At 58.9% G+C, this 15,619-nt stretch carries 17 protein-coding genes; 7 read left to right on the plus strand and 10 right to left on the minus strand.

All coding sequences use genetic code 11. The annotated features are described in order from the left end of the window. Window position 1 precedes the first annotated feature (1 nt). Genes HMPREF7545_RS00875 through HMPREF7545_RS00890 form a run of 4 tightly spaced genes read right to left on the minus strand, consistent with a single transcriptional unit; the run spans window position 2 to window position 3,857 of the window. Window positions 2-1,297 carry a gluconeogenesis factor YvcK family protein gene (locus tag HMPREF7545_RS00875; RefSeq protein ID WP_006693771.1) on the minus strand — a complete coding sequence of 432 codons (1,296 nt, stop codon included), beginning with the start codon at window positions 1,295-1,297 and terminating at the stop codon, window positions 2-4. A 4-nt stretch (window positions 1,298-1,301) separates the two neighbouring features. Next, complete coding sequence (gene rapZ, locus HMPREF7545_RS00880) at window positions 1,302-2,213, minus strand: RNase adapter RapZ (protein WP_006693772.1); 912 nt, start codon at window positions 2,211-2,213, stop codon at window positions 1,302-1,304. A 9-nt stretch (window positions 2,214-2,222) separates the two neighbouring features. Then, window positions 2,223-3,017, minus strand: coding sequence for a Cof-type HAD-IIB family hydrolase (locus HMPREF7545_RS00885; protein ID WP_006693773.1), 795 nt, complete (start codon window positions 3,015-3,017; stop codon window positions 2,223-2,225). A 3-nt stretch (window positions 3,018-3,020) separates the two neighbouring features. Further along, a complete protein-coding gene (locus HMPREF7545_RS00890; protein ID WP_040571075.1) occupies window positions 3,021-3,857 on the minus strand; it encodes a Cof-type HAD-IIB family hydrolase in 837 nt (278 codons plus the stop codon). Between the two features lie 102 nt (window positions 3,858-3,959). Between HMPREF7545_RS00890 and HMPREF7545_RS00895 the strand changes: the two genes are divergently transcribed. The 4 genes from HMPREF7545_RS00895 to fumC all read left to right on the plus strand — a co-directional run bounded on the left by HMPREF7545_RS00895 (window position 3,960) and on the right by fumC (window position 6,812). Further along, window positions 3,960-4,448, plus strand: coding sequence for a hypothetical protein (locus tag HMPREF7545_RS00895; protein WP_006693775.1), 489 nt, complete (start codon window positions 3,960-3,962; stop codon window positions 4,446-4,448). Window positions 4,449-4,533: 85 nt separating this feature from the next. Beyond that, on the plus strand, window positions 4,534-4,872 hold the full coding sequence (locus HMPREF7545_RS00900) for a NusG domain II-containing protein (protein WP_006693776.1): 339 nt from the start codon (window positions 4,534-4,536) through the stop codon (window positions 4,870-4,872). A gap of 1 nt (window position 4,873) precedes the next feature. Next, on the plus strand, window positions 4,874-5,365 hold the full coding sequence (locus HMPREF7545_RS00905) for a Gx transporter family protein (RefSeq protein WP_006693777.1): 492 nt from the start codon (window positions 4,874-4,876) through the stop codon (window positions 5,363-5,365). An 82-nt stretch (window positions 5,366-5,447) separates the two neighbouring features. After that, the gene (gene fumC, locus HMPREF7545_RS00910) at window positions 5,448-6,812 is read left to right on the plus strand and encodes a class II fumarate hydratase (RefSeq protein WP_006693778.1); all 1,365 of its coding nucleotides are present in this window, start codon (window positions 5,448-5,450) and stop codon (window positions 6,810-6,812) included. Window positions 6,813-6,872: 60 nt separating this feature from the next. Here fumC and HMPREF7545_RS00915 read toward each other — a convergent pair whose 3' ends face one another. Next, window positions 6,873-7,568 carry a Crp/Fnr family transcriptional regulator gene (locus tag HMPREF7545_RS00915; protein WP_006693779.1) on the minus strand — a complete coding sequence of 232 codons (696 nt, stop codon included), beginning with the start codon at window positions 7,566-7,568 and terminating at the stop codon, window positions 6,873-6,875. Window positions 7,569-7,821: 253 nt separating this feature from the next. Between HMPREF7545_RS00915 and HMPREF7545_RS00920 the strand changes: the two genes are divergently transcribed. From HMPREF7545_RS00920 to HMPREF7545_RS00930, 3 genes are read left to right on the plus strand one after another with little or no spacing between them, the layout of a single operon-like run. Beyond that, on the plus strand, window positions 7,822-9,183 hold the full coding sequence (locus HMPREF7545_RS00920; RefSeq protein ID WP_006693780.1) for an FAD-dependent oxidoreductase: 1,362 nt from the start codon (window positions 7,822-7,824) through the stop codon (window positions 9,181-9,183). A gap of 18 nt (window positions 9,184-9,201) precedes the next feature. Further along, on the plus strand, window positions 9,202-9,810 hold the full coding sequence (locus HMPREF7545_RS00925; protein ID WP_006693781.1) for a hypothetical protein: 609 nt from the start codon (window positions 9,202-9,204) through the stop codon (window positions 9,808-9,810). A 27-nt stretch (window positions 9,811-9,837) separates the two neighbouring features. Further along, entirely contained in the window at window positions 9,838-10,827 is a 990-nt protein-coding gene (locus HMPREF7545_RS00930; protein ID WP_006693782.1) for an alpha/beta hydrolase, read from the plus strand. Window positions 10,828-10,894: 67 nt separating this feature from the next. On the opposite strand, the gene HMPREF7545_RS00935 is transcribed toward HMPREF7545_RS00930, so the two are convergent. From HMPREF7545_RS00935 to aroB, 5 genes are all read right to left on the minus strand, one after another. Next, on the minus strand, window positions 10,895-12,520 hold the full coding sequence (locus HMPREF7545_RS00935; RefSeq protein WP_006693783.1) for a peptide chain release factor 3: 1,626 nt from the start codon (window positions 12,518-12,520) through the stop codon (window positions 10,895-10,897). A gap of 9 nt (window positions 12,521-12,529) precedes the next feature. Next, window positions 12,530-13,282 carry an exodeoxyribonuclease III gene (locus tag HMPREF7545_RS00940; protein WP_006693784.1) on the minus strand — a complete coding sequence of 251 codons (753 nt, stop codon included), beginning with the start codon at window positions 13,280-13,282 and terminating at the stop codon, window positions 12,530-12,532. A 16-nt stretch (window positions 13,283-13,298) separates the two neighbouring features. Beyond that, complete coding sequence (lepB, locus tag HMPREF7545_RS00945) at window positions 13,299-13,826, minus strand: signal peptidase I (RefSeq protein ID WP_006693785.1); 528 nt, start codon at window positions 13,824-13,826, stop codon at window positions 13,299-13,301. 71 nt (window positions 13,827-13,897) lie between these two features. Continuing rightward, window positions 13,898-14,239 (minus strand): 50S ribosomal protein L19, encoded by a 342-nt coding sequence (rplS, locus tag HMPREF7545_RS00950; protein WP_006693786.1) that lies wholly within the window; start codon window positions 14,237-14,239, stop codon window positions 13,898-13,900. A 291-nt stretch (window positions 14,240-14,530) separates the two neighbouring features. Beyond that, complete coding sequence (gene aroB / locus HMPREF7545_RS00955) at window positions 14,531-15,619, minus strand: 3-dehydroquinate synthase (protein WP_006693787.1); 1,089 nt, start codon at window positions 15,617-15,619, stop codon at window positions 14,531-14,533.

The raw sequence follows: 15,619 nt of genomic DNA on the forward strand, positions 1-15,619 counted from the left end.
ATCAGTGCACCCGAAAATCGTAGATCATGCGCATGACGCTGCGGCTGAGCTTATCGGGATCATGCCGCACAGCATCGGACTGATTGATGATGTCCGCTCCGACAAAGCCGATGCCGAGCGCGTTGATCCGTTCCTCGTCCACTGCGACGGGATAGATCCCCTGCATCTCATACTTACAGCGCAGTTCCTCGGCAATCGGTGCATTGTTGACCAGCATAAAATCGATGGCCCCGCGGCCCGCATGCTTGATGATTGCCTCCGCGTGCATGGACGCCGTATAGCCGTCCGTTTCGCCGGGCTGCGTCATGACATTGCAGATGTAGATTTTGAGCGCACGGCTTTTCCGCAGCTCCTCTGCCACACCGCTGACGAGGAGGTTTGGCATGATGCTCGTATAGAGGCTCCCGGGACCGAGGATGATCGCATCTGCCGTATGGATCGCCTCTAGTGCCGACGGAACAGGCGCAGCGTCCTGCGGAAACAGGCGCACGCGCCGGATACGGCCGGACACTTCGGGAATCCGGGACTCCCCTTCCACAACGGTGCCGTCCTCGAGGACTGCGTCGAGGCGCACAGACTGCTTCGACGCCGGGAGCACACGGCCCTTGACTGCGAGGACCTTCGAGGACTCGCGCAGCGCGGTCTCCATGTCGCCTGTGACCTCTGCCATCGCCGCGAGGAAGAGATTGCCGAAGCTGTGTCCCGCCAGGTCGCTTCGTCCTTCAAAGCGGTACTGAAAGAGCTTTTCCATCAGCGGCTCCGTGTCGGCAAGGGCCACAAGACAGTTGCGCAGATCGCCGGGCGGTATGATGCCGAGTTCCTCGCGCAGACGTCCAGAGGAACCGCCGTCATCCGCGACGGTCACAACCGCCGTTACGTTGCTCGTCAGCTCCTTGATGCCGCGCAGCAGTACGGAGAGGCCGTGCCCTCCGCCGATCACCGTCACGGAAGGGCCGCGGCTGAGACGTGTCTTTTCATAGACCAGATCGACGAGACGTGCCGAGGTGCCCTCGGGCATGAGTGCAGTGATGACAGAGCGGATGACATGCCGCGTCGCCACAAGCATAAGCACCATGCCGAAGACGGCGATGAGCACGCCTGCAATCACTGTAAACCCATAGTCATAGCTGCCCTGCCACGTATAGACGAAGCGGAAGATTGCCTCCTCAATCGAATCAATGTATTTGTAGTTGAAGATCAGTGCAGCTCCGAGGCCGACACAGAGCGTCCCGAGTGCGAAGACGAACAGCCAGCGCTTGAAGCCCATGCCGGGATAAAGCCATTTGATCAAATGCATGGCATCATCCCTCGCTCACGTGTTCCTGCACCTCGTTCTTCATGAGATCGCGATGCTCAAGGCGCGCATCATAGGAGTCCTTGATCCGGTCATAGAGGTGCTTTGCGATAAAAACGCTGCGGTGCATGCCGCCCGTACATCCGATCGCGATGACAAGCTGGCTCTTGCCCTCCTTCACATAGTGCGGCAGGAGAAAATCGATGAATCCGTCGAGGTGCTGCTCGAACTTCTGCGTCACGTCCCATGACTCGATGTAGGAGGCAACCTGCGGCACGGTGCCGCTTTTGCTGCGGAGCGAGTCCACGTAGAACGGATTCGGCAGGAAGCGCACATCAAAGACGAGATCGGCGTCGAGCGGGATGCCGTACTTAAATCCGAACGAGAGAATGTTGACGCTCATCACCGCATCCGTGCCCGGCGTATCGTAGTGCTGACGGATAATATCGCGCAGCTCGGCCTTGCGCAGCTTGGACGTATTGACGAGCTGCGTTGCGCGCGCGCGCACGGGGGCAAGGAGCTCACGTTCGCGCGTCACGCCCTCTGAGATGCGTGCGGCGGGCGCGAGCGGATGCGGACGCCGCGTCTCTTTATAGCGGCGGATGATCACATCGTCCGAGGCTTCGATAAAGAGCAGTTCATAGGAAATATCCCCCGCATCCAGTTCATTGAGCACCTTGACAAAATCGTCAAAGAACTCCCGGCTGCGCGTATCCACCACGATCGCTGCGCGGCTGATCTGCCCCTGCGTCTCGCGGCAAAGATCAATGAATTTCGGGATGAAGATCGGCGGCAGATTGTCCACGCAGAAATAGCCGATGTCCTCCATGTAGCGTGCGGCAAGGGATTTCCCGCCGCCCGACAGACCTGTCACGATCACGGGGCGGAACTTCTCCGCGGGACGCTTCACCTCGCTCATAATATCACCTCACAGCACAAATTTCTCGATCGCGGCGGCGATCCCATCCGCATCATTGGACGCCGTCACATAGCGGGCGCGCTCTTTTGCTTTCGGCCGCCCGTTCTCCGGCACAACGGAGAAGGCGCCCATCTCCAGCATCTCATAATCGTTGTCCGCATCGCCCGCGACCATCACCTCATTGAGGCACAGGCCCATCGCATCGGCGAGCGCCTGCACGCCGACTGCCTTGGAGACGCCGGGCGGATTGATGTCGAGGCTCGTCCCCGTGTTCTGCTGCGGCACAATCTGATCACCGAAATGCTCCTGCACAGCGCGCAGGCAACCCCCGATGCCGTCATCCAGATTGCGCAGGACAAACTGCGGGACATTCTCCGTATAGCGGAGATAGTCATTTCCGACTGCCGTCACCACGAAATCCGCCGTTGTACGGTAGGCAGTGAAATATTCCGGACGGTACTCCGGCGCATAGATCTCCGTGCCGATATACCAGTTCACATACCAATGGCGATCGTAGACAAACGTTAGAAATTCTCTGACGAGAGCAGTATCGAAATAACGCGCAAAAACGGGCGTCCCCTTCTCTGTCCCGATATAAGCACCGTTGCAGCAGACAATAGGCGCATCCGAACCGATCAGGCGGGCAAAATGCAGTGCCGAACGGAGCATGCGTCCCGTCGCAATCGTGACGGTGACGCCGCGGGCCATTGCACGCGTGAGGACGTCTTTTGTATGTGCAGTGATTTTCTTGTCTGATGTGAGAAGCGTCCCGTCCAGATCGAGTGCAATGAGTTTGATCGCCATGATTCAGCCCCTGTTCATCGGCACGGGCGCGTCCGCCCCCATGCCCAGCACATAACGGTAGATCGCCGCCGCAAGTCCGTTCTCCGTGCAGGAGAGCGTCTCATAGTCGGCCGCTTTCTTCACCTCGGGAAACGCATTGCCCATCGCCACGCTCGTGCCCGCCGCCTTCAACATCGGCAGATCATTGTACGCATCGCCGATCGCCATCGTCTCCTCGATCGCAATGCCGAGCTTCGCCGCAAGCGCCGTAAGCGCTGATGCCTTCGAAATGCCCTTGGGCACGATTTCGATCAGACGGTCTGCGGAGCGCGTTACATCCACATCCGCGCCGAAGGCCTCCATAAGAGCATCCGCGCGCTCCTGCGTCACAGCGCCCCCCTGTGTCACGAGGAGCAGCTTGCAGTTGCCCGCAGCATGTGCGAACAGGCCGTTCCAACCGACCGCCTGCCCCGCAAGCTTCTGTGAGTTCTCGTAGAAGCACGACTCATCGCATGACTCAACATAGCGCAGACAGCCGCCGCTGTATATCTGAATGTACCAGTCCCGCGCGCGGCAGAACGCAATGATATCATGCGTGACCGCGGCATCCATCGTATGTTCCTCATAGATGCGCCCGCTCGGGCTCTTAATGAGGCCGCCGTTGTACGAGATGATCGGCACATCCACGCCAAGCGCCGCGGCGACCGGCAGCGCCGCCTCGAACATGCGCCCCGTCGCGATTGTCACCACAACGCCTGCCTCCGCAGCACGGCGCACCGCCGCAATATTCTCTGCCGAGACAATATTCCCGTCCGGCAGCATCGTCCCATCCAAATCCGATACGAACAGTTTTACTGCCACATCCGGCTCCCTTCTATCCTGCGTTTTCACCCATTGCGGGCTGACAAAGCGCTTTCCTCTGTGTTATAATACCCCGAAACGATTCATCGAAAGGAGACCGTGATGCTCAGCATCTTCCGTCAGCTTATCGTCCTCGTCGCCCTGCTCCTCATCCTCGTCGGCATCTTCGGCCTTTCCTACACCTATCAGATTGATCACCGCACGGCGCGCAGCCTCTCTGCATACGCGCGCATCGACTTTCAGGCATCCTATACCGGCGAGGGCAAACTCGAGGGCGCCAACCTCGCACTCTGGGACTATCGTTATGACGAGGCAAAGCTCCTGCCCGAAGCCGTTCTCTACACCGACGGCGCCGCATGGGAAATGAAGGCGGCGGTCAAATATACGCCGCACCCCGTCCCCAATGCGGAGAGCCGCTACAAAAACGAAAATAAACTGTTCGCCGAGCTCCCCCGTGCATCGCTCCCCGCCCTGCGCAAAGCGCTCAGCGTTCGGTTCCGTTTCTACTATGACAACGGGCAGACCATCGACCTGCCGCTCAGCGAGCCCGATCTCGCCTACTGGCAGCGCGCGCTCGGGCAGGGCATCTGAGACGCTATATGATCCGTGCATCCCGATAGGAGATATGCTGTTATTGTACTTTGATCGAAAACATTCGTCAAGGCAGGGAATTCCAATGAAGAAAAACGACCTTTTGCTCATCGGTGCGCTGCTCATCCTCTGCGGGATCGCCGCCGTATTTTTTTTCGCACGCACAGACAGCGCGGTACGGCATGCTGTCATCACGCAGGACGGACGGCAGCTGTATGACATCCCCCTCACGGGACATACCGGGACAGAGGATATCCGCATCGCGGACGCGCATGGAGAGAATATCGTCCGCATTGAGGGAGAGACCATCTCCGTCATCGACGCCGACTGCCCCGACCTTGTCTGTGTCAAGACGGGAAAGGCGCAGAAGAAAGGGGACATCATTGCCTGCCTCCCGCATAAACTGCTGATCGAAGTGAAATGATATGAGACCACTGCAGCGCATAACGTACATCGCCATTCTCACAGCGCTTTCCCTCATCCTCTTTGTCCTCGAAGGCTTCCTTCCTCTGCCGCTTCCCGTTCCGGGGGCAAAGCTCGGACTTGCTGCCGTCGCCACCCTCGTTGCGCTCTACCGTCTGCCGCACATCCGCGACGCGGGCACCGTCCTCGCCCTGCGCATCCTCCTCGCCTCCTTCTTCGGTGGGGGGCCTGCCGCCATGCTTTACAGCCTCGCAGGCGGTGCGGCCAGCTTCCTCTCGATGGCGCTTCTCAAGAAATACACAGGGCTGTCCGTCATCGGCATCAGCGCTGCGGGCGGCTTCCTCCACAATATTGCGCAGCTTCTTGTCGCTGCGGCTGTCATGGAGACAACAGCCCTCCTTTCTTACGCACCTATCCTCGGCGTCATCGGCATTTTGACCGGCGTCTGCATCGGCACCGCCGCGCGATTTGTCCTTCAAAAAGTGCCGGGATAAACATTCTCATTTTCATGATTCTGTGTTATACTCGAAAGAACGGATCTCTCTGTTTTTCTCTCACGATAGGAGGACAAATCAAATGGAGTATCGCATTGAACACGATTCCCTCGGCGAGGTGAAGGTCCCCGCGGACAAGTACTGGGCGGCGCAGACAGAACGCAGCTTTGAGAACTTCCCCGTCGGCATTGAAAAGATGCCCGCCGAAATCATCCACGCATTCGGCATCCTGAAAAAATCTGCCGCCATCGCGAACAACAAGCTCGGCAAGCTCGATGAGAAGCGCCTGACCGCCATCAAAGCGGCGTGCGATGAGATCATCGCCGGGAGGCTCGCGGAGCATTTCCCCCTCGCGGTCTGGCAGACGGGCAGCGGCACGCAGTCGAACATGAACGTCAACGAGGTCATCGCGAACCGCGGCAACGAAATTGCGGGCGAAAAGATCCTTCATCCGAATGATCACGCGAACATGTCACAGAGTTCCAACGACACCTTCCCGACGGCAATGCACATCGCCGCCGTCATTGCCATCGAGGACGGCCTCTTCCCGAGCATTGATCTTCTTGCCGCTACCTTCCGCCGCCTCATGAAGGAGAACGAGGGCATCGTCAAGACCGGGCGCACCCACCTGCAGGACGCCGTTCCGATCTCCTTTGCACAGGAGATCAGCGGCTGGCTCTCCATGCTCGAGCAGTCAAAGAAACAGCTGCAGGCAGCACTCCCCTTCCTCCATGAACTTGCCCTCGGCGGCACTGCCGTCGGTACGGGGCTCAATGCGCCGAAAGGCTTTGACACCGCCGTTGCAGAGGCGGCAAGCGAACTGACGGGCAAAAAGTTCGTCACCGCACCGAACAAGTATCACGCGCTCACGAGCAAGGACGCCATCGTTTTCGCTCACGGCGGCCTCAAGGGGCTCGCCGCAAACATGATGAAGATCGCGAACGACATCCGCTGGCTCGCATCCGGCCCGCGCTGCGGTCTCGGCGAGATCACGATCCCTGCGAATGAGCCGGGCAGCTCCATCATGCCGGGCAAGGTCAACCCCACCCAGTGCGAATCCGTCACGATGGTCGCCGTGCAGGTCATGGGCAACGATGCCGCGATCGGCATCGCCGCATCGCAGGGCAACTTCGAACTGAACGTCTTCATGCCGGTAATGATCTATGATTTCCTCCAGTCCGCACGGCTCCTCACCGACTCCATCAAGTCGTTCAACGACCGCTGCGTCATCGGCATCACAGCGAACCGCGAGAAGATGCATGAGAACCTCCATCGCTCGCTCATGCTCGTGACGGCGCTGAATCCGTACATCGGCTACGAGAACGCCGCCAAGACCGCACACAAGGCGTTCGACGAGAACATCAGCCTCAAGGAGGCGTGCGTCGCCCTCGGCTTCCTCGCCGCCGAAAAATTCGACGAGGTCTTCCATCCCGAAGAGATGGTATAAGCGTATATTTCCCACGGGAAAAGGACTGCCGCACGAGACGGCAGTCCTTTTCCTTTGCCTCTATATTGCCAAAAAACTTTTATCCAGCACACGCAGGGTCCGACGGTCATAGTCGATGATCCCCTCGTCGCGCAGATGGCTCATCTCACGGCTGAGCGCGCTGCGCTCCACGCCGAGATAGCGTGCGAGCTGCGTTTGATTCATCCCGCGCAGATCTCCTCGGTCCTCATCTCCAGATATCGTCCGCAGATAGACACTGAGTTTTGCACGGATGCTTTTTTGTCCCATGATGCGGATTTTGTGCTGATAAAAGATTCCCTTGTGCGCGATGCGGCGCAGCATGTTCAGCGTAAAGCGCCAAAGGTGCGGATCGCTGCACGAGGTCCGCTGATAGAGCTGACGGAACTGCAGGCGCAGGATCAGCGTATCGCTCAGCGCTTTGACGAACATCCGGCTCGCCGCAAGATCCGCCCCCTCCATGGTCTCGCCGAAGCTCTGGCCCGCCTCGAAGATGCTCATGTCAATCTGGTCGGCATTCTCGTTGAGGAAGGACACCTCGACAGAGCCCGAGAGGATGATGCCCGTCACAACCGGCGCACGTCCCATCCGCATGATGCTCTGCCCTGATGTATAGTGCTTCAATTCGCCGCCGAGGGCCTGCACGAGCTCCGGCAGGGCGTCCGCGGGAATCCCTTCGAACAGATCGTGCCGCAGCAGAAGTTCCGTATATGGTGCCAGCATCTCATGAGTCAGCATAGACCACTCCTTTCCATAGGCCGGAATTTTTGCATCCCGGCAGAGAATAATTCTCTCCCATTATAAATGGACAGCAGGACTTTGTAAATGATGCGCATTCTTTTGCCGGGATATTTTCTCTCATGCCCAGTCACAACACCGTAATGTCTGTGCGCCTGCATGTCATTTTCGCGGAGGTTTTTGCGTCCGTTTGTCGAAAAGTGTATAATAGCAAATATCTGCCAAACAAATTCTGACGGAAACGGAGCATACTATGCAGAACATATCATATCAGAATCTTATCATCGGATTCGGCAAAGCAGGCAAGACACTCGCAGGCTTTCTCGCAAAGAAGGGTGAGAGCGTCGCCCTCGTCGAGCGTTCAAAAGAGCGCTACGGCGGCACCTGCATCAATGTCGCATGCATTCCGTCGAAGTCGCTCGAATACAGTGCGCGCCTCTCGGCGGCAGCGGGCGGAGACTTCGCGGCAAAGGCGGAACGCTACCGCGCGGCAATCGCCGAAAAACGCCGCCTCACGGCCATGCTGCGCGAGAAAAACTACGCGAAGGTAACGAGCGCCGGCGCTGTTGTCATCGACGGCGAGGCTTCCTTTGTCGACGCACACACGCTGCGCATCGTCGGAGCGGGCGGAGTACAGTCCGTCACGGCGGAGCGCATCTTCATCAATACAGGTGCACTTCCCTTTGTCCCCCCGATTCCGGGAGCTGAGAGCGCGCATGTCTACACGAGCGAGACGATGATGGAGCTCGACGATCTCCCAGAGAAGCTTGTCATCATCGGCGGCGGCTACATCGGGCTCGAGTTCGCTTCCTATTATGCCAACTTCGGATCTGCCGTCACCGTCCTGCAGGACGGCGACACTTTTATCCCGCGCGAGGACCCCGAGATCAGCGCACGCGTCCGCCAGCAGATGGAGAGCCGCGGCATCCGCATCCTGACGGACGCAAAGCCCCTGCGTATTGAGGACGGCGCCAACGGTGCGAATGTGATTGTCCAAACAGCGGACGGTGAAAAACATCACGCGGCAAATGCCGTTCTCATTGCCACGGGACGCCGCCCGAACATCGCAGGGCTGAATCTCAATGCGGCAGGCGTCGCAGTGACGCCGCGCGGAGCCGTAGCCGTCGATGAGCACCTCCGCACGAACGTGCCGCATATCTGGGCGATGGGTGACGTCACGGGCGGCATGCAGTTCACATACATCTCGCTTGACGATTTCCGCATTGTGAAGGACCAGCTCGCCGGCAGCGGCGCGCGCACAACCGCAAATCGCGGCGCCGTCCCCTACTCCGTCTTTCTCGATCCGCCGCTCTCCCGCGTCGGCATGACCGAGGAGGAGGCGCAAAGAGCAGGATTTGACGTTCGCGTTGCACGCCTCGAAGTCGCCGCTATTCCCAAAGCACAAGTCTACAAGAAACCCGCGGGGCTTCTCAAGGCAGTCGTCGATGCAAAGACCGGCATCGTCCTCGGCGCGCATTTCTTCTGCCCGGAGTCGCAGGAGATGATCAACCTCATAAAGGCGGCGATCGACCACGGTATCCCTGCCTCTGCACTCGGCTCCGCTGTTTACACCCATCCGACCATGACCGAAGCCCTCAACGATTTGTTTGCCTGAGATAAAGGAGGACACATTATGACAAACTTCCGCAGAAAAGCACTGCGCCGCATCGGCCTGATCCTCATGCCGCTCGTCCTGTTTGGCGCCGGATACGGACTGCCGCAGGCGAACGCCGCAGAACCGGCAGCTGCAAGCACACTCCCGTCCGAGGACGGACAAGTTCAGCAGCTGTCGATGGAGTTCCGCCATCCCGTGGAGGACGGCACCCTCATGCGCATGATCTGTCTGATCGACGCGCCCGTCAAGAATGCCCTCCCCGCTGATGAGATTTCGGCGCGGAATCTGGATCCTGAGAGCTTTATCACTTGTCTCGGCGAATTCATCGGCAAGCAGTACACAAACGGACGCTATCAGGACATCGCCGAGCACTACGTCCCGTGGACGCCGGAGCTCGAAGCAAGCTTCCACAAGCTTATCGCCGACCGGAATCTCGCCGCTGAAAACGACTTCGGAGCGCGCGCAGAGACGGCCGTCGATCCCGCCTACAACATCGTCGTCGCCTACAAGAGCGGCCGCAGTCTCCACGTCACCGCCGCGGACAAAACGGCGAGCGGAAACGATGCCGCCATCGAGGACGCCATACTCACATGGGCAGATGATGCATTCGCCGCAAGCCGGAAGTAAATCCCTCCAACAACGAAGGAGTATTGCATGGAAACATGGAAAAAATACATCAGTGCCATCGTGTTCATCTGCGGGTTTGCGGTCTTGCCTTCATACACATTCAGCGCGGCCGCTTCACAGGAGCATGGAGTTGTATTGACAGGCGAAGCAAAACAAGACTACATTCAAAAAGAGATGAATGCACTCTACCACCCCTCCAAAAATACGCCGGCAAAGCCATGGACACAGCCCAAGGGGTGGGTCTATGAAAAGCTTGCGATTGGAGATGTGCCGGTCGAACGAATTGCCCCGGTGAAGTCCGCCTCACAGAGGGTCATCCTACTCCTTCACGGCGGCGGTTATATGGGCGGCATAACCGACCGCTACCGTGCGCTGGCTGTTCGTCAGGCGACCTATATGGACGCGGCGGAGGTCTACTGTACAGACTACCGACTCGCTCCTGCACATGTCTATCCGGCAGCGCTTGAGGATGCGGCTGCAGTTTACCGAGGACTACTCGCACGCGGAATCGATCCGTCAAACATCATCGTCTTCGGGGATTCTTCAGGAGGTAATCTCGCCCTCGAACTTGCACTCTATCTAAAGGAACAAGGCCTTCCGCAGCCGGCCCTGCTGCTCCTCCTCTCGCCATGGACAGACTTTGAGTACAAGGAGGGCACATCGCGCACAGAGAATTTTGAAAAAGACAAAATGCTTGGTGCAGGCACTCCATTTGCAGACTCGGTACGCAAACCGTCACCATATGCAGGCAGCCTCCCGCTCGATGACCCGCGGCTCTCTCCGATTCACGCCGATCTCAGCGGTCTGCCCCCCATGCTGATTCAGACAGGCGGCTATGATCTCCTTTTAACAGAGGACGAGCTCCTTGCAGAAAAAGCTGCAGCAGACGGCACACCTGTATCTCTCACCATTTATCCTGAGATGCCGCATGTCTTCACACTTGTTCTGCCAGACCTTGCAGAGAGCATCGCCTCACTTGCAGAGATGCGCGACTTTGTGAATCGCCATATACACTGATTTTATAAAACTTCACACAAAAGGGACATTTCGTCAGCGTGACGAAATGTCCCTTTCCTATGTTAATTTATGCCTCTTTGCGGTCAAACGGCACCTGCCCGAGCTGGAGGTCGGGATTGTTCTCGCGAATCCAGCCGAGCGCCCACTCGTTGCTCACGAGGAGGACGGGGTTGCCGTTCCTGTCATGAACGAACATGCCGCGGTCGGCGCCATGCAGATCGGCGGGTGTAATCGTGCGCCCGTCGGGATATGCGAGCCAGCGCGCCGTCTCGAACGGCTGCATCTGCATCGTGATCTCCGTATTGTACTCGTTCTTGAGGCGGTATTCGAGCACCTCGAACTGGAGCGTACCGACGGTGCCGACAATGTAGCTGTCAAGACCCGCTCCGACCTGCTCGAAGAGCTGGATTGCCCCCTCCTGCGTCAGCTGCTCGATGCCCTTGACGAACTGCTTGCGCTTCATCGTATCCTTTGCCGCGACGCGCGCAAAGCGCTCGGGCGGGAATACGGGGAAATCCTCGAACTTGAACTTGTGCGCGGGATCGCAGAGCGTGTCCCCGATGCCGAATACGCCGGGATCAAACAGTCCCACAATGTCGCCGGGGTACGCCGTGTCGATGATCTGGCGGTCCTGCGCAAGGAACTGCTGCGGCTGAGCCAGCTTGATGAGTTTGCCCGTCGGCGCGTGCCAAACGCTCATATTGCGGTCGAACTTCCCGGAGGAAATGCGGATGAACGCGAGGCGGTCGCGGTGCGCGGGGTTCATGTTTGCCTGAATCTTGAACACGAAGCCCGAGAAATGCTCATCGTCCGGCTCGATCACGCCGTCCGAGGACATGCGCGGTGCCGGCGGCGGCGCAAGGCGGATATACTCCTCAAGGAAGTTCTGCACGCCGAAGTTCGTCATCGCCGAGCCGAAGAACATGGGCGTGAGTTCGCCCGCATCGACTGCCGCACGGTCGAATGCCTCGCCCGCATCACGCAGCAGCTCAATATCGTCAGCGAGCGCTGCAGCAGCCTCCGCACCGACGCGCTCCTTCCACACAGGGTCGTCCATCTCGAACACCTCGGAGACGCGCGTCTCCTGTCCGTGCGTTGCGTCCTCGGCAAAGAGCTCAATGCGGTTTTTCTCGCGGTCGTAGACGCCGCGGTAGGTGCCGTCCGTACCGATCGGCCAGTTCATCGGATAGGAGCGGATGCCGAGCACGTTCTCCAGTTCGTCCATCAGATCAAGCGGCGCCTTGCCGAAACGGTCCAGCTTGTTGACAAAGGTGAAGATGGGGATGCCGCGCTGGCGGCAAACCCGGAAGAGCTTGCGCGTCTGCGCCTCAACGCCCTTTGCCGCGTCAATGATCATGACGGCGCTGTCCACCGCCATCAGCGTACGGTAGGTGTCTTCGCTGAAGTCCTGATGCCCGGGCGTATCGAGGATATTGATCCGATAGCCGTCGTAGTCGAACTGCAGGACGGAGGAGGTGACGGAGATGCCGCGCTGCTTCTCGATCTCCATCCAGTCGGAGACAGCATGGCGCTGCGTCTTGCGCGACTTGATCGAGCCGGCGAGATGAATCGCGCCTCCATAGAGGAGCAGCTTCTCGGTGAGCGTCGTCTTGCCCGCATCCGGATGTGAGATGATGGCGAATGTGCGCCGCTTTTCGATCTCGCGCGCAAGTTCTTCTTTTAGCGTTGCCATGAATCTCCCTTACTTCAGTGTCAATGATACGGGGCAGTGATCGCTCCCGAAAATGTCGGAATGGATCTCCGCCGCTGCGATGCGGTCACGCAGCTCCGCGGAGACGAGGAAGTAGTCGATGCGCCACCCGGCATTCGTCTCGCGCGCGTGGCGCAGATAGGACCACCATGTGTACGCGCCCGTGCGGTCCGGATAGAGTGCACGGAAGGTATCGACAAAACCAGCCGCCAACAGCTCGCCGAACTTGCCGCGCTCCTCATCCGTAAAGCCCGCATTGCGGCGGTTGCTCTTCGGGTTCTTGAGGTCGATCTCCGTGTGCGCGACATTGAGATCACCGCAGACGACAACAGGTTTTTTCGCACGGAGATCAAGGAGGAACGCGCGAAAGGAATCCTCCCAGGCCATGCGGTAATCGAGGCGTTCGAGCGCGCGCTTTGCGTTCGGCGTGTAGACAGTAACGAGGTAGACATCCGGCAGCTCCATCGTAATGACGCGCCCCTCGTTGTCGTGCTCCTCTATACCGATGCCATAGGACACCGAGAGGGGCTTTACGCGCGTAAAGATCGCCGTACCCGAATACCCCTTTTTCTCTGCGCTGTAAAAATACTGCTCATAGCCGGGCAGATCGAGGATCGCCTGTCCCTCCTGCATCTTGGTCTCCTGCAGGCAGAATACGTCGGCATTCAGCTCCTTGAACGATTCCATGAAGCCCTTCTTGAGCGCGGCGCGCAGTCCGTTGACGTTCCATGATACAAAGCGCATGGGGATCCTCCCTCCGTCAGAGCGTCTTATATGCCGAAATCGGCCAGAATACGAGCATCGCCTTGCCCTTGATGAGATCATACGGCACAAAGCCGACATCGGCAAAGCGGCTGTCCTCAGAATTATTGCGGTTGTCCCCCATCACGAAGACGTGCCCCTCAGGTACGGTCGACTTCGGGTACTCGCTGCGTGTCTTCTCGAGGATGTAGTCCTCTGTCAGCAGCTGATCGTTGACGAGCACGCGTCCCGCGCGGATCTCGATCGTATCGCCCGGCGCAGCGATCACGCGCTTGATGAAGTCGCGGCTCGGATCGCGCGGGTATTGAAAGACGAGGACCTCGCCCTTCTCCGGCGGCCGAAAACGGTAAATGAATTTATTGACGACGAGGCGCTCCTCCGACTCGAGGGTCGGACGCATCGACGGTCCGTCGACAACGTAGAGCTCGACGATAAAGGTGCGGATGAACATGGCAAGTGCGACGGCGACAACGATGGATACAATCCAGTCCTTGATCTCCGAGGCGGTTGATGTTTCTTTTTCCATAAAGCCCTCCTCTCACACATCTCATACAGCAAAAATAGGGACTGCCGCAGCAGTCCCCATTTCCCGTACCATCAGCGCTTTTCGCGAATACGTGCCGCCTTGCCCGTAAGACCGCGCAGATAGTAGAGCTTTGCGCGGCGGACAATGCCGCGGCGTGTCACCTCGATCTTTGCAATACGCGGGGAATGCACAGGGAAGAGACGCTCGACGCCCACACCCGACGCAATGCGGCGTACGGTAAAGGTCTCGCGGACGCCCGTCCCCTGACGGCCGATGACGACACCCTCGAACACCTGAATACGCTCGCGCGTGCCCTCGACGATGCGCGCATGCACGCGCACGGTGTCGCCCGGTCCAAACGCGGGGATATCGGAGCGGAGCTGCTCCTTCTCCAGGATCTCGATGATATTCATATGTTTTCCTCCTTCGTTCGGATGTTCATAAACGGCTCATGCCGCCCAGCGGACCATCCACACAGATACTCAGTGACTATAGCACAAGATGTGATTTGACGCAAGAAAAATTTTGCAGCACGCCTTAAAAGCCCGTGCCGCGTGTTCTGCACGGCTACCCTCATCCGTTTTCCCGATCGCTTTCCCTGCACATGCCTGCAGGGGCCGGCAGCAACGTGCACATCGCCCGCTGCACGTGCGATCCCCTTCCGCCGAATTTTTCGCCGCAAAACGTGGCGCACTCAGATGCGGTCAGCGGCAAAGTCCTGCAAGCGCCCGACGTACAATCTCCTCAGGCACATCGCTTCGCACGGAGACCCTGCCGATGCCCTCGGCAAGCACCCAGTGGATGTGTCCGCCTACGGTCTTTTTGTCGTGAAAGAGATCCGCATACATTCCGTCGACTGTCACACCATTAGCACGCAGAGGCAGCCCCATCGCCTCGATGAGGCGCTCTATGCGGAGGCGGTCTTCCCTGCGGAGCAGGCCCATCTGCTCGCTGATGTCCGCCGCCCCCGCCATGCCGATCGCCACAGCCTCGCCGTGCCGATAGCGGATATAGTCCGTCTCCTTCTCGATCGCATGTGCAATCGTATGTCCGAAGTTCAGAATGCGGCGCAGACCGCCCTCGCGCTCATCCCGGCGAACGACATCGGCCTTGATCTCACAGGAACGCGCGATCACATGCGCTGCGGCCGCAGGCGCGAGCGAAAGCACGTCCGTACGATTCTGCTCGAGCCACGCAAAGAACTCGCTGTCGCAGATGATGCCGTATTTGATGATCTCGCCGAGTCCCGTCGCTATCTCGCGCTGCGGCAGAGTTCTGAGCACGTCGAGATCCGCAAAGACCGCATCAGGCTGGTAAAACGCCCCGATGAGATTCTTGCCGAGCGGATGGTTGACGGCAACTTTGCCGCCAACGCTCGAGTCGACCTGTGCAAGAAGGCTCGTCGGCAGCTGAACGAACGGAACGCCGCGCATATAGGTTGCGGCCACAAAACCCGTGAGATCACCGACCACGCCGCCGCCCAAGGCAAAGATCGGCGATTGCCGGTCGAGGCTGAGTTCGATCGCACGCGTAAAGAGACGATTCGCTTCGTCCAGCGTCTTAGAACTCTCCCCCGCGGGAATCATAACGATCTCCGCCGCGACGCCCGCAGAGGCGATGCACTCCGCGATGCGCTCGGCATAGAGCGGACCCACGTCCGTATCTGTGACGAGCATGCCGCGCGGCGAATATCCTGCGCGGCGGACGAATGCGATCAGAGCCTCCGTTAGGCCTTCGCCGATCGCGATCGTATAGCTGCGCTCTCCGAGCGCGACCTCAACTCTGCGCGTCAT

This window comes from Centipeda noxia ATCC 43541, from assembly GCF_000160555.1.
In the GTDB taxonomy this organism is placed as follows: Bacteria; Bacillota; Negativicutes; order Selenomonadales; family Selenomonadaceae; genus Centipeda; species Centipeda noxia.

Bases quoted from the DNA above. Each gene is read 5' to 3' on its own strand.
- HMPREF7545_RS00875 (WP_006693771.1), bottom strand. From the start codon at position 1,297: ATGCATTTGATCAAATGGCTTTATCCCGGCATGGGCTTCAAGCGCTGG.
- rapZ (WP_006693772.1), bottom strand. From the start codon at position 2,213: ATGAGCGAGGTGAAGCGTCCCGCGGAGAAGTTCCGCCCCGTGATCGTG.
- HMPREF7545_RS00885 (WP_006693773.1), bottom strand. From the start codon at position 3,017: ATGGCGATCAAACTCATTGCACTCGATCTGGACGGGACGCTTCTCACA.
- HMPREF7545_RS00895 (WP_006693775.1), top strand. From the start codon at position 3,960: ATGCTCAGCATCTTCCGTCAGCTTATCGTCCTCGTCGCCCTGCTCCTC.
- HMPREF7545_RS00900 (WP_006693776.1), top strand. From the start codon at position 4,534: ATGAAGAAAAACGACCTTTTGCTCATCGGTGCGCTGCTCATCCTCTGC.
- HMPREF7545_RS00905 (WP_006693777.1), top strand. From the start codon at position 4,874: ATGAGACCACTGCAGCGCATAACGTACATCGCCATTCTCACAGCGCTT.
- fumC (WP_006693778.1), top strand. From the start codon at position 5,448: ATGGAGTATCGCATTGAACACGATTCCCTCGGCGAGGTGAAGGTCCCC.
- HMPREF7545_RS00915 (WP_006693779.1), bottom strand. From the start codon at position 7,568: ATGCTGACTCATGAGATGCTGGCACCATATACGGAACTTCTGCTGCGG.
- HMPREF7545_RS00920 (WP_006693780.1), top strand. From the start codon at position 7,822: ATGCAGAACATATCATATCAGAATCTTATCATCGGATTCGGCAAAGCA.
- HMPREF7545_RS00925 (WP_006693781.1), top strand. From the start codon at position 9,202: ATGACAAACTTCCGCAGAAAAGCACTGCGCCGCATCGGCCTGATCCTC.
- HMPREF7545_RS00930 (WP_006693782.1), top strand. From the start codon at position 9,838: ATGGAAACATGGAAAAAATACATCAGTGCCATCGTGTTCATCTGCGGG.
- HMPREF7545_RS00935 (WP_006693783.1), bottom strand. From the start codon at position 12,520: ATGGCAACGCTAAAAGAAGAACTTGCGCGCGAGATCGAAAAGCGGCGC.
- HMPREF7545_RS00940 (WP_006693784.1), bottom strand. From the start codon at position 13,282: ATGCGCTTTGTATCATGGAACGTCAACGGACTGCGCGCCGCGCTCAAG.
- lepB (WP_006693785.1), bottom strand. From the start codon at position 13,826: ATGGAAAAAGAAACATCAACCGCCTCGGAGATCAAGGACTGGATTGTA.
- rplS (WP_006693786.1), bottom strand. From the start codon at position 14,239: ATGAATATCATCGAGATCCTGGAGAAGGAGCAGCTCCGCTCCGATATC.
- aroB (WP_006693787.1), bottom strand. From the start codon at position 15,619: ATGACGCGCAGAGTTGAGGTCGCGCTCGGAGAGCGCAGCTATACGATC.